The organism is Rhodanobacter sp. B04, assembly GCF_002001125.1.
Classification (GTDB): Bacteria; Pseudomonadota; Gammaproteobacteria; order Xanthomonadales; family Rhodanobacteraceae; genus Rhodanobacter.
Map to the genome: position 1 here is coordinate 498,316 of NZ_MUNV01000005.1, position 13,384 is coordinate 511,699.

At 64.3% G+C, this 13,384-nt stretch carries 9 protein-coding genes; 3 read left to right on the forward strand and 6 right to left on the reverse strand.

Features of this window, described 5'->3' with window-relative positions:
• Nucleotides 1-45: 45 nt before the first annotated feature.
• Nucleotides 46-1,443, reverse strand: coding sequence for an amidase (locus B0E46_RS02155; RefSeq protein ID WP_077554027.1), 1,398 nt, complete (start codon nucleotides 1,441-1,443; stop codon nucleotides 46-48).
• Nucleotides 1,444-1,622: 179 nt separating this feature from the next.
• Between B0E46_RS02155 and B0E46_RS02160 the strand changes: the two genes are divergently transcribed.
• Nucleotides 1,623-3,224 carry an electron transfer flavoprotein-ubiquinone oxidoreductase gene (locus B0E46_RS02160; RefSeq protein WP_077554028.1) on the forward strand — a complete coding sequence of 534 codons (1,602 nt, stop codon included), beginning with the start codon at nucleotides 1,623-1,625 and terminating at the stop codon, nucleotides 3,222-3,224.
• A gap of 20 nt (nucleotides 3,225-3,244) precedes the next feature.
• On the opposite strand, the gene B0E46_RS02165 is transcribed toward B0E46_RS02160, so the two are convergent.
• Together B0E46_RS02165 and B0E46_RS02170 are read right to left on the reverse strand one after the other, a co-directional pair.
• Entirely contained in the window at nucleotides 3,245-4,165 is a 921-nt protein-coding gene (locus B0E46_RS02165) for a glycosyltransferase family 2 protein (protein ID WP_254425008.1), read from the reverse strand.
• A gap of 7 nt (nucleotides 4,166-4,172) precedes the next feature.
• Nucleotides 4,173-5,159, reverse strand: a complete 987-nt coding sequence (locus B0E46_RS02170; protein ID WP_077554030.1) for a glycosyltransferase family 2 protein — start codon at nucleotides 5,157-5,159, stop codon at nucleotides 4,173-4,175.
• A gap of 279 nt (nucleotides 5,160-5,438) precedes the next feature.
• Between B0E46_RS02170 and B0E46_RS02175 the strand changes: the two genes are divergently transcribed.
• Together B0E46_RS02175 and B0E46_RS02180 are read left to right on the forward strand one after the other, a co-directional pair.
• On the forward strand, nucleotides 5,439-6,185 hold the full coding sequence (locus B0E46_RS02175) for an electron transfer flavoprotein subunit beta/FixA family protein (protein ID WP_077554031.1): 747 nt from the start codon (nucleotides 5,439-5,441) through the stop codon (nucleotides 6,183-6,185).
• 91 nt (nucleotides 6,186-6,276) lie between these two features.
• A complete protein-coding gene (locus tag B0E46_RS02180; protein WP_077554032.1) occupies nucleotides 6,277-7,221 on the forward strand; it encodes an FAD-binding protein in 945 nt (314 codons plus the stop codon).
• A gap of 118 nt (nucleotides 7,222-7,339) precedes the next feature.
• Here B0E46_RS02180 and B0E46_RS02185 read toward each other — a convergent pair whose 3' ends face one another.
• From B0E46_RS02185 to B0E46_RS02195, 3 genes are all read right to left on the reverse strand, one after another.
• Nucleotides 7,340-8,827, reverse strand: a complete 1,488-nt coding sequence (locus tag B0E46_RS02185; RefSeq protein WP_168171113.1) for a class I SAM-dependent methyltransferase — start codon at nucleotides 8,825-8,827, stop codon at nucleotides 7,340-7,342.
• Between the two features lie 330 nt (nucleotides 8,828-9,157).
• A complete protein-coding gene (locus B0E46_RS02190) occupies nucleotides 9,158-10,915 on the reverse strand; it encodes an LTA synthase family protein (protein WP_168171114.1) in 1,758 nt (585 codons plus the stop codon).
• Between the two features lie 385 nt (nucleotides 10,916-11,300).
• The gene (locus B0E46_RS02195) at nucleotides 11,301-13,373 is read right to left on the reverse strand and encodes a glycosyltransferase (protein WP_077554035.1); all 2,073 of its coding nucleotides are present in this window, start codon (nucleotides 13,371-13,373) and stop codon (nucleotides 11,301-11,303) included.
• Between the last annotated feature and the right edge of the window lie 11 nt (nucleotides 13,374-13,384).

Consider the following 13,384-nt stretch of genomic DNA (forward strand, 5'->3'; position numbering starts at 1 on the left):
GGGCAATCCAAGCGATACCGGCTGCGGCGAGGCATCCCCTCTCGATCAGGCAAGCACCGGATAGACCGGATCGACGTCCAGCGTCGCCGCACACACCGATGCCAGTTCCAGCAGACGCAAGTCGGAACCACGTGCGCCGACCAGTTGCAGGCCGATCGGCAATCCGCTGGGCAGCATGCCCATCGGCAGGCTGACGGCCGGGCAACCGGCGAGACTGGCGAAGCTGGTCAGGTCGGCCTGTGAATCGGGCACCGGCCCATCCAGCGGAAACGCACCCTGCGGCGTGGTCGGCAGCACCAGCACGTCGACCTGGGCGAACAACCGGCGCATCTTCAGGGCCGCCGCATCGAGCACGCGATCCGCCACGGCATAGTCAGCCGCGCTCTTGGTCGCCGCGTAACCGAGCATGCCGCGGAAGCCCGCGGACACCGGAGGCTCGCCATTGGCCAGGTCGGCAGCGAAGGTGCCGAGCATCTCGGCCTCCATCAGCAACAGGCCGGCACGGCGGGTGCGCGCGAAATCCCAGTCGGCGAAATCCACCGTGCGCCGATCGCCGAGCGCATGCGGCAGCTTGGCCAGGGCCGCCTCGAACACTTCGATCACCTCCGACTGCACGCCGACCGCCGCCAGATCCGGCAGCAGGCCGGTGCGCAGATTGCCCGGCTCCCAGTCCGGCAGCGCGAACGCGACCCGGCGGCGGCGCGAGCGCGCATCATCCGCGTCGTAGCCGGCCAGCACCTGCAGCAGCACGGTGAGGTCATCCGCACTGCGCGCGAGCAAACCGACCGCATCGAGTCGCCGTGCCGCCGGCACCAGACCGCGCGCGGAAATCTCGCCATGCGTCGGCTTGAGCGCGTAGACACCGCAGTAACTGGCCGGGATGCGGATGGAACCCAGGCTGTCCGATCCGACCGCCGCCACAGCCAGACCTGCCGCCACGGCTGCCGCAGCACCTCCGGAGGAGCCGCCGGCCGTGTAGCCGTGCCGGTGCGGATTGTGCGTCGCGCCGAAATGCGGGTTGTTGGTAGTCGCGCCCAGCGCACCCTCATCCATATTGGTCTTGCCCACCAGCACCGCGCCGGATGCACGCAGCCGCGCCACCACATGCGCGTCATCGCGCGCTGGCTTGTTGCGGCCAGGCAGACCGGCACGGGTCGGCCACCCGGCCATGTCGAAATTGTCCTTCAACGCCAGCGGAATGCCGTCGAGCCGCCCGATCACGCCGTCTCGGCGGCGTCGATCCGCCATGTGTGCCTGCTCCTGCAGCAACCCCGAACGCTGATCCACATAAGCGTTGAGTTCGGGATTGAGCCGTTCGATCGCCTGCTGGTAGGCATCCGCCAGTGCCTGCGGCTGCACGCGCCCCACCGCCAACCAATGCAACAGCTGGCACAACGAAGCTCGGCGCAGGTCCAGATCGGCGATCGGCGGCATCGAATTCATGAAAACTCCCAGCAGGTGTCCGGATTATCACCGCGTCTGGTGAAACGATTGCAAGCGGTAGCGCAACACGCGTTGCCGCGCGGCACGTGAAACCGGACAATGGCCGCCTGGTCCATACCCTCACGCACGGCATCTGCCTGCTTACCGTGCCCGCCTTACTGCGATGCTTGGAGTCCGCCATGAGCGAACGCGAAACAATGGAATACGACATCGTCGTCGTCGGTGCCGGGCCGGCCGGGCTGTCGTTCGCGATCCGCCTCAAGCAACTGCAGCCTGATGTCAGTGTCTGCGTGATCGAGAAAGCCTCGACCATCGGCGCGCAGATCCTCTCCGGTGCGGTGATCGAGCCGCAGCCGCTGGATGCGCTGCTGCCCGGCTGGCGCGACCGGCCACCGCCTATTTGCGTGCCGGCTGGCGAAGACGAATTCTGGCTGCTCAGCAAGACCGGTGGCCGCAAGCTGCCGGTGCCCCCGGGCATGCACAACCACGGCAACTTCATCGTCTCGCTGGGCGCGATGTGCGCGTGGCTGGCGCCGCAGGCCGAGGCGCTGGGGGTGGATGTGTTCCCCGGCTTCGCCGCCGCCGACACCATCCACAACGAGGACGGTTCGGTCGCCGGCGTGCGCATCGGCGACATGGGCGTGGCGAAGGACGGCACGCACAAGCCCGGCTACACCGAAGGCATCGACATCAAGGCCAAGGTCACCGTGTTGGCCGAAGGCGCGCGCGGCAGCCTGACCAAGCAGCTGATCAAGCGCTTCAAGCTGGACCGGGACAGCGATCCGCAGGGTTACTCGATCGGCATCAAGGAGCTGTGGCAGGTGCCGACCGGGCGCGTGACGCCGGGCAAGATCGTGCACAGCTTCGGCTGGCCGGCGGACAGCCACACCTACGGCGGCAGCTTCCTGTATCACCTGGACCAGGATCGTATCGCGCTCGGCTACGTCAGCGGGCTCGATTACAGCGACCCGAACTACCAGCCGTGGGAAGCCTTCCAGCAATGGAAGAACCACCCGATGATGAAATCGCTGCTGGACGGCGGCAGCATCCTTTCGGCCGGCGCGCGCGCGATCGTCACCGGCGGCTATCAGTCGCTGCCGAAAACCGAGATGCCGGGCGCGCTGCTGATCGGCGACACCGCCGGCCTGCTCAACGTGCCCAAGATCAAGGGTACGCATCAGGCGATCAGGAGCGGCATGCTCGCCGCCGAACACCTGGTTGCGAACGAGCTGAAATCTGCCGGCTTCGACGCGAAGCTGCGCGGCTCCGAGGTGATGGCGGAGTTGAAGAAAGTCCGCAACATCAAGCCTGCGTTCAAGAAGGGCCTGTGGTTCGGCATGTTGAACGCCGCCTGGGAAACCATCACCGGCGGCGGCTCGCCGTGGACGCTGAAGAACAAGGCCGACTGGTCGTCACTGCACAAGCTGGGCGCGCAGGAGGAGCCGAAACGCGACTACGTGCAACGCACGCTGGCCCCGCGCGACCGCCTCGCCGGCGTCTACTTCGCCGCCACCGAACACGACGAGGACCAGCCGATCCATCTGCACGTGGCCGATACCTCGGTCTGCGTCACCCAGTGCGCGGAGGAATACGGCAACCCCTGCACCCGCTTCTGTCCGGCGAATGTCTACGAAATCGTCGACGACGAGGCTGGCAAGCGCCTGCAGATCAACGCGGCCAACTGCGTGCACTGCAAGACCTGCGACATCAAGGACCCCTATCAGATCATCAACTGGGTGACGCCGGAAGGCGGCTCGGGACCGAATTACCAGAACCTGTAAGCGACGGCATCAGACACGACTCAATCATGCCCGGACAGGTCCGCCGGGCACGCACCCCGCTGCCCGCGCCAGCCATCGCGCAGGCCGCGCAGCATGCAACGCAGGTTGCGCAGCCGCGGTCCGATCAGTACACCGAACAGCAACAGCTTGGCCAGCACGCGCGGCACATCCTGGGCCACCCACGCGCGTGGCGTGTGCGGCATCCGGTACAGCAACAGGCGGTTGCGCATCATGTAGTAAAGCCGCAGCGGCCCATGCACCACGACCTGGCCAATGCCGAAAGGCAGCGCGCGACGGGCATCGCCCAGCCTGTGGTGCATCGTCGCCGCGCATGCGCCGTACAAGGCATAACCCTGGGCCCGGGCGCGAAAGCTCCATTCCAGATCCACGTTGTCGATGAACAGGCCTTCGTCCATCGGACCGACGCGATCGATCACTTCGAGCGGAATCAGCGCACCCGAGCTGATCAGGAAATCGCAGGCAATATGCTGGGTATCGCTTGCACACCACAGCTTGCGATTCAGCGGAAAACCGATGCGCACGAAGGGTGCATCGCGATGCTCGCGCAAATCATGAAAGCGTGGCCCCACTGCAGCGATCCGGTTCGGCGCCAATGCCTGAAGCGCCTGCCGCAACGACGCCACCATCCCGGCATCCGGCTCGCTGTCCTGATCCAGCAGCAGTACATGGCGATATCCGTGTGAGCGCGCCCAGGCGATGCCGATGTTCTGCGCAGCCGCCAGACCGAGGTTGTACGGCTGCTCCAGCAATGCCCCGCCCCGGTGCGACAGGCTCTCGGCCAATGCCTGCTGCCAGCCGCCCGCACTGGCATTGTCGACCAGCGCGACAGCGCCGACCTGAATCGCCACCTTGTCGACAAGGCTCGATATGGCGGCAGGCTCGGGCTGATAGCTCACGATCACCGCGCAGACGTCGGTCATGCATAACTCAGTCATGGCGCAGCAGATCCCGCAGTACGGAGCGGCCACCGGTGCCGTAAAGCCCGTAACAACCCTCGCGCGCCTCATGCAGCACCGGCAGCAGCCGTCGCAGCCTTGGCAATCGGCCGATCGCGACACGCCGCTCGAAGTGGGATCGCTTGTGCCGGATCTGCACGGCACGTTCGACGCCATCACGAAGCCCTGCCTCCGCCAGGAACGCCTCGAGCCGCCGCAGCCGCCCCGCCTCATCGGACAACAGCCGGCCACGCGGAAGCAGCAGGTCACGCCATTTCATCGCCAGCGTGCGCCGGCGCATGCCGATCTGGTTGGCGTCGTGCTGGCGGTAGTCGATCAGTGGCTCGTCGATGAAATCGACGCGGCCAGCCGCAGCCGCCACCGCGGCCAGCCATTCGTCGTGAATCCAGTCCTGCGCGACCGGCAGCGCCAGCTCGACCAATTCGCGCCTGAATGCGGCAGTGGCGCCCGTCACGAAGCTGCGCCGCAGCACCACCTCGAAGGCACGATCCGCATGGATCGCCTGCTTTTCCTCCGCGGTCAGCTGCAAGGCATCGAACAGCGAACATCCGAGGGACTCGCCACCGGCATCCACCAGGCGTGCATCGCTGTGCAGCAACAACAAGGATGGATCGGCCCGAAAGCGCTCCGCCATGCTGGCCAGCTTGTCCGGCCGCCAGACATCATCCTGGTCGCACAAGAACAGCACGTCGCCGCCAGCCTGCCGCAGCCCCGCTGAAAAATTTTCCACATAACCTAGGTTGGCTGGATTGCGTCGCAGCCGCACCTCGATGCCGGCATGCCGCGCACGTTCGGCAAACCGCTGCAGGATCTCCGGCGTGGCGTCGGTCGAGCCATCGTCGCCGATCACGATCTCGTCGGGCAGCCGGGTCTGCGCCAGCAGGCTGTCCAGCTGCGGTTGCAGGTAGGCGGCCCCGTTGTAGGTGCAGATCACGATGGAAAGGCGGGGTTGCGTCATGCTCACTCGTTGCTGCAGATAGCCAGGCCGTCACGATGACGCATCCCTATGAACCGCGCCGACCGTTACCGGCCATCGTCCTCGGGCAAACGGCAGACACCGCCTCGACGCTCATGCCAGGCGGCGCCCCATCATACTGAAAGACCGGCCCAGGCCAGCCAAAGGGCGACCTGACGATGAATACAGGCCACTTCCGAGCCATGGTGCCGGCTCGGGTTAGAATAGTGCGCTGCTTCATTACCGCATGCGCCCCGCAGGCGCCCGTAGAAGGAATCGTTGATGAAAATTCTGGTCGGCTACAAGCGCGTGGTGGATTACAACGTGCGCATCCAGGTCAAACCCGACGGCACCGGTGTGGTCACCGACGGCGTCAAGCTGTCCGCCAACCCGTTCGATGACATCGCACTGGAAGAGGCTCTGCGCCTGCGCGAGAAAGGCGTCGCCACGGAAGTCATCGTGGTCGGCATCGGTCCGGCCGATCTCACCGCGCACCTGCGCAATGGCCTGGCGATGGGCGCCAACCGCGCGATCCACGTAGTCACCGCCGACGCCGTGCAGCCGCTGACCGCGGCGCGCGTATTCCTCAAGCTGATCGAAAAGGAGCAACCGGAACTGGTGATCCTGGGCAAGCAGGCGATCGACGACGACGCCAACCAGACCGGCCAGATGCTGGCCGCGCTGTGGGATCGCCCGCAGGCCACCTTCGCCAGCAGGGTCGACATCGCCGACGGCAAGGCCACGGTGACCCGCGAGGTCGATGCCGGACTGGAAGTGATCGAGGCCGAGCTGCCGGCGGTGATCACAACCGACCTGCGCCTGAACGAGCCGCGCTTCATCAAGCTGCCGGACATCATGAAGGCGAAGTCCAAGCCGATCGACAGCATCGAGTTCGGTTCGCTCGGCGTCGAGGCGCACGATCATCTGAGGACCACGCACTACGCGGCCCCCGCCAAGCGCAGCAAGGGCGTGATGGTGAAGGATGCGGCCGAACTGGTCGCGGCGCTGAAGCAGAAAGGTCTGCTGTAACCCCCAATCCTGCAGGAGCCCACCGTGTGGGCGGTGCTTCTCGTCGCATCGCCCACAGGGTGGGGCCCTGCACAAAGCTTCGGAGACACACATGAGCAAGATTCTGGTCATCGCCGAACATCTGGGCGGCAAACTCAATTCCTCCACCGCACGCGCCGTGAGTGCCGCCGCGGCCGTCAAAGCCGACGCCATCGACGTGCTAGTGCTGTCCGACGCGCCTGACGCGATCGCCGCCGAAGCGGCGAAGATCGACGGCGTGAGCCGCGTGCTCACCATCGCGCGGTCCGACAACGCGCACGCACTGGCTACCGTACTGGCCCCGCAGATCGCCAAGGCTGCCGCCGGCTACAGCCACGTATTCGTGCCGTCCACCACGTTCGGCAAGGACATCGCCCCGCGCGTCGCCGCCCTGCTCGGCGTGGCCCAGGTCAGCGACGTGATGAGCGTGGAAGCCGCACACACCTTCAAGCGCCCGATCTACGCCGGCAACGCGATCATCACGGTCGAGGCCGACGCCAGCCACACCGTGGTCGCCACGATCCGTTCCGCCTCGTGGGCTGCCGCAGGCAATGCCGCCAGCAGTGCGCCGATCGAAGCACTGGCCATCGACGTGACACTGCCCACGCATACCCGCTTCGTCGAACTGAAGCAGGGCAGCAGCGACCGCCCCGACCTGCAGAGCGCCAGCAAGGTCGTCTCCGGCGGCCGTGGCGTCGGCTCCAAGGAAAACTTCGAGATCATCTACAAGTTCGCCGACCGGATCGGCGCCGCCGTCGGCGCTTCGCGCGCCGCCGTCGACGCCGGCTACGTGCCGAGCGAGCTGCAGGTCGGCCAGACCGGCAAGATCATCGCCCCCGAGCTGTACATGGCGATTGGCATCTCCGGCGCGATCCAGCACCTCACCGGCATCAAGGATGCCGGCACCATCGTGGCGATCAACAAGGACGGCGAGGCGCCGATCTTCGAGATAGCCGACATCGGCCTGGTGGGCGACCTGTTCAAGCTGATTCCGGAGCTGGAGCAGGCGATCGGTTAAGCCGCGTGCAGGTGACCGCGGTTGCGCGCACGCACGCTCCTTTGCTGACTGACGCATTGCCCGCCGAATGCAGGCCATGCGTCAGCGACACGGGACTTCGATGCCAGGACAAGCGCGGCTAAATCGATCCGTCGCTTGCTGCAATCAGCCCGGCCATTCCTGCCCATTTGCTCTGATAGACGGCGTGCATTTCCGTGCTGCGCCCCCCCTGCGCCCAGTGCATGGCCTCTTCCACCGCGGCGTGAATCAACAGTTCCCGGTCGGCCTGGTCGCCAAGGTCGAAGTTGGTCGCATAAGCCACGTCCACCAGTCGCCACAGGAACGCATTGCGCAAGTAGCAGCTTATCGGCAGGAAATGTCGGTCAAGCTGATCGATGATGTCCTGGCTGCGGATGCCTTCGAAGCATCCCGCGGAGAAGTCGACATCCGGGATGTTCTCGTCCAGCTTGCCGGTATTGTGGTTCTTGCGCTTGTCCGCCGGCCACGCCGAGAAGATGCGGTTCGCGATATCCAAGGCCTCGGGCCATAGCCGGTTGCCGTTGCGGCCAACCTGTTCGCCGATCAGCCAGAACTCGCCACCGGGTGAAAGGATCTCGGCGATCGCCGAAAGTACGCGCTCCAATTCGACGAGATGATGCAGGCCCGAGGTAATGTTCACTACGTCGAACTGCCCCAGTTGCGGGCCGACGTCGTTGGCATCGCCCAGTACCCGATCCACCGTCACGGTGGCCGGCATGTGCATCATCGCCTGATCGAGCAGGCCGGCATTGACGTCGACGATGCATAGCTCGACCGGTACCCCGGCCGCGGCAAGTATGCCGCCCTCGATGGCAGCTTCACCCGCGCACAGCGCGAGCATGCGCAATGGCCGGCCCGCCTGCCGTGCCGACATAGCCCGCAGGCGCCCGGGGAAATCCGGGGGCTGCACCGGGATGGCCGTCGCCAGCATCCGGTTGGCATAGGAAAACGCGTTTTCGCCCGCTGCCGGCTGCACTTTTCGCAGGCGTGCCTTGAGCGCCTCGCGCATGAGCATTTCGCCCGCATGACCGGCCGGGCGAGGCGGCAATGCCCGCGGCAGACTGCTGCCATCGGCGCTGGCGCGGCGATCCTTGTGGCGATCACGATAGAAGTCGCCCGAATATACCTGGCTGAAATGCGCAATCTCGTTCTGCAGCCGCCACGCGTGGTGGGTGCGTGCGCGCAACAGATCGAGCTCGTCCCGCGCGCAAACCACCAAGCCAAGCAACCCCAGCCAATCACCCGCGTCCTGTCCTTGCGGACCCGCGCCACAACGGATCTCGATTCGAAGCAGGCTCTGCGCCGGCGCCGGCAGATCGATGGTCAGCTCGCGCAGGCTGGCTCCTGCCTGCGAGTTATCCAATCGCTGGGTCATCAGCAACTGCATTGGCTCGCCGGTGCGGCCAGACCATATCTCCACGTCCAATCCATCGTCGCTGATCTGCGGCACGGCCCGCAGACAGCGCATCCACAGGATCGGCTCACGCGGCACGGTCACGACTGGCAGGCTGAGACGTTCGCCGGCACGCATCATCAAGCCACGCTCGCGCTGCGGCAGGTGCGGAAACTCGGTCCAACGATCGGCCATGCTGAACCGCGAATCCCACGCTCCCTTCAAGTCCGTTTGTGGGGCTTGCATGGATCGCTGCAAGTAACCTAGCGCCCTCCTGGTGAGCTGGCGGATGCTTCCTTCGCCGGTGCGCGCCGGTACGCGGCGCCCCGGCGCCTCCACAGGCTCGATTCGAAGGTCCGTACCACCCTCGTCCAGCAAAAACGATGCAACCATTCGCCCGCTCCATCCTCGACCCGGTCAGGAGACCTTACCGCCTTTTCAATAAGCGTCGTTCATATCCGGCTACGCGGCACGGACACCGATCGGCCGGAATGACCAATACACTGCCGCCAACATTCGCTTCGCTCAGTTGTTGTCGGCGTTGGCGGAGAACACCTGGCGCTTGCATTTGCCTGTAGCGCTGAGCTTGTGACCACAGCTCACCTCCAGCAAAGCCGCGTTGAACTGCAGCTGCCGATACTGCTCCGCATGCTGCAAATGATCCTGCTCCCAAGCCGTACGGATGGTGGACGCAAGCGCCAGGTAACCATCCTCGGGCAATCCCACGGCATCGAACAGCAACCCCGGCAACTGATAGGCGCTGAGGTCAAGCTGGCGCGGAATCTGCGGATCGAGCGGCCGGTTGGAGAGCAGCATGTAGCGGGTGTGCTGCTGCCCCCTGCGTTTGCCATCGTCGAAGCCAAGATCCTTGTAGGCTGCATCGAGAGCCGGCAAATGGTCGCCGTAGAAAAGCAGTAGAGTCCATCGAGGACGTGCCAGCAGCCGTTGCGCAAAATCACCCAGCGCGGCATCCCCATTGACCAGATGGGAAAGGTAATACGTCATCTCCCGCGTGCCGGTTGCCGACAGGCCCGGTGGCAATGGATGCTCGTTCAATACCTTGGCCAGCGGACCCACGTCGTAGTCCCATGGCCCATGGTTTTCCATCGTGATTACCATGGCGTACTGCGCGCCCATGTTGCCTTCGTCAAAATGGGCAAGCACGAAATCGAAAAGCGCATGATCAGAGACGAATTCGCCTGCACGTGCCGCACCGGCGAAATCCTTTTCGTAATAAGCGTGCTGGAACCCGAGCTCGGGCATGACCTGTCGGCGATTCCAGAAGCCGGCGCGGAATGGATGGAACAACGTCGTCGAGTAACCGAACGACTCCAGCCGATGGGGCACCGTAGGCATCCATCCGCTGGCCAGCCCGTAATACGGATACATGATGGAAGGAAACGCCCGCATCGGATAACCCGTAAGCGTCTCGAATTCCGTACGGATCGTGCCGCCGCCGTAAGTGGGCGTGGTCAGGCTCCCGCTGACTCCGGTGGCGGCCAGGCGCTGGAAATTCGGCACGAATTGACCATAGTCGACACTCTTCAGCACGCCGGGATCGAAGAAGGCCTCGCTCTGCACGACCACGATATCAGGTAGCTCGAGGGGAGCTTTGCGCGTCATGCGCATGTTCAGCTCGTCAGCGTGGCTCTGCGCAAAACCGGCAACGAGTGGCTTGTCGGCCTGCGGAATGCTGATCCTCGACTCCTGCGTCGTTCGTACCATCCCGGCCATGAAACCGGTCTGCTGCACGCTCAGGATAGGATCCCATTGCTGGAAACCGGGGAGTGCCTCATCGCCATAGACGTCCCGCCAGAAGCCGTCGCCTTGATACATGGTGACGAGTGCCGCCAGCGACAGGCATGTCCATGTCGCGCGACTGATCCTGCCGCCGCGCTGCCAGTGCTTTTCAACTTTCCAGATGACGCCTGTCACGATGGCGAACAGCAGTGCTGCCAGCACCAGCCATACCAGGCGATGGCCGGTGTAGTGCGCAAAGAACCCGATGTTGCCCAACACTTGATGCACAAGCACCAGGTCGCCCGGCAACAGCGGCAAATTCATATTCAGTTCCTTGACGGCGTTCACGTCGAACACCAGCCAAGTGATTCCGCTACCCAACATGAGGGAAAGCAGGAGGCGTCCGCACAGGCCGTATATCAACAGGATAAACAGCGCTACCGGCAACGCATTGCGCCAGACCAGTCCGATATGAAAACCCATGGTCAGGGATGAGTCGAGTCGCTCGACCAATATGACACTGATGAGCGCGATGAGCAGCATGTGCAGGCAAGTCGCCTGTATGCTGCCGCCACTGAGCAAGGTGCGCATGGCACTGCCGATACGTAGCCGTGATGTCATTCGCCGGGCCCCTTTCTGCGCGAATTGCCGTTCACCTCCTCCCAGTCGCTCGCAGGACAAGGGCTTTCGCTTGTTTGGCGTGCCACCCACCCAGACAGATCCAACGGGCGGAATGTCGCCACCACCACGCCATCAAGCAGGCTTATGCTCGATGGCAACGCAACCTCGTTGTGACAACAGCATTGCACCAAGGTTGCATTGGTATGACATCGCCATGCTGCGGTCAAGCCACGGAAACGCCGGCGCCCGCAACAGGACAGGCAACACGAAGAGCGAAAGCGGTGGCCGTGGCCCGCTCAGTGCTGCGTCAGAGGCACGACTTCGCTGCCAGAATGCGCTTGAGTGTCGTGCGTGCCGCTTCCACCGAAAAATGCTGACGGACGTTTTCGAGGCCGTGGTCCGATAACGTCAACCAGAGCTTTTCGTTGACATACAACTCGACGATGGCATCCACGAACGCATCGCTGTCATCGGCGATCATCGCATCCCGCCGATCGACCAATGCCATGCCTTCCGCACCCATCGATGTGGTCACCACCGGCACGCCATGACTCATCGCCATGTTGATCTTGCCCTTTACGCCTGCGCCGTAGCGCAGCGGCGCCAAGGCCACCTTCACGCTGCGCAGCACCGGCTCGAGATCGGCCACGTAGCCGTGGACCAGCACATCCTCGCTGGCCAAGCCCGCCAACACGTCGCCCCCCGCATAGCCGACGATGTGCAGGCTCACTCCTGCAAGCCGGGCCCGCAATCGCGGCATGATCTCTTCAGTCAGCCAGCGAACTGCATCGACATTCGGCTCGTGTTCGAAATTTCCAAGGAACAGCAGGCCCTTCCGCGAAACGAAAGATGCCTGCCGTCCATGCACAAGATGGACATTGGAAAGAACCTGCACGTCGGCCGTCGGTGCCAACTCGCTCAACAGGTTGCGCTCGTACTCACTGACTACCAGGGTCAGATCGGCCTGGCGCATCAGTTCCAGTTCGCTACGCCGCAGCTCGTCTGCCCAGGCCGCTTCGGCGCTGTTTCGATGCATGGCAGCGCCTCGTGCAATGCGCAGGAAGTGCAGGTCGACGGTATCGAAAATCAATGCAGCCCGCGCCGCATAGCGGCGCGTCAGCCGCAGCGAATTCAGCGCCACGGGCAAGCGAGACAGCACCACCACGTCAAGGCTGTCGCCATGCGCGTACCACCAGCGCAATGCTTGCGCACGCGACGGTGCCACGATGCGTTCGATGCCGTGCTGTTCCAGCATGCGTGCATCGTGATCGTCACCGGCGGCGCCTGTCGCCCAGAACTGCACATGGCAGCCCAGCTCACGCAGCAGCAGCAGCATGTTGAACATGCGCAATGAACCGGAATCGCGATCGACCCGTGGATAATCCGCATCGACCACCAGCACGCGCTGGCCACGACGATGCGTGGCACAGTGCTCGGGAGAGTGCGCGAAATCCTCCGGCTTCGGTTGGCCGGCCAGCGCAAGCTGTTGCTTGGCCGCAAATTTCTCGCGATTGATACGCTGGAACCTCTTGATCCCGAGCGAGGCATCCGTGCCGGCCGTCTTGCCCTCGAAATGCACTACCTCGGCGTGCGGCTGATAGAGCACCTGATAGCCGGCTGCACGGACCGAGAAGGCGAGGTCCGTATCTTCGTAATAGGCGGGCATATAGCGCAGATCGAACCCGCCGAGCGATCGGAACAGCTCGGTCGGCAATGCCATGCAGGCGCCGGAGCAATAGTCCACTTCGCGCACAAAATTGTAGCGAGGATCCTGCGGGCTGCCGCCACGGCCGTAGTTGCAGGCGTTGCCATCCGCAAACACAATGCCGCCGGCCTCCTGCAGGCTCCCATCGGGATAGATCAGCTTGGCGCCAACCAGCCCGCAATCCGGATGCACTGCGAAGGTTCCCATCAAGGCGTCGAGCCAGCCCGCCGTGACTTCCGTGTCGTTGTTCAGGAACACCACGTATCGGCCGCGCGCGATATCGGCGCCTGCGTTGCAGGCACTGACGAAACCGCGATTCTCGGCCATGCGCTGCACCCGCACCTGCGGGCAGGCTGCCAGCCATTCGGCGGAGCCGTCGGTCGAACCATCATCGACAACAATCACCTCGAAGGTGCACTTCGCGCCGGCTGCCGCGAGTGAGCGCAAGCAGTGCCTGGTCTGATCAAGGTGGTTATAGACGGGAACCACGATGCTGACCTGCGGCGCATCCTCGAAACGGAATACGGGATGCGATACCGCTGCCGGTTGCTCCGCCACTGTCGGGGCAACCTCTGCACTGCCCGTGGGCGACTGCGACTTGGTCGACTTCCCGTGCCAGCGTGCGCGCAACCCGGACACCGCAAGACGTGCGGTGTCGACGGCAAAGCGCAGCATGCGGCTGGCGC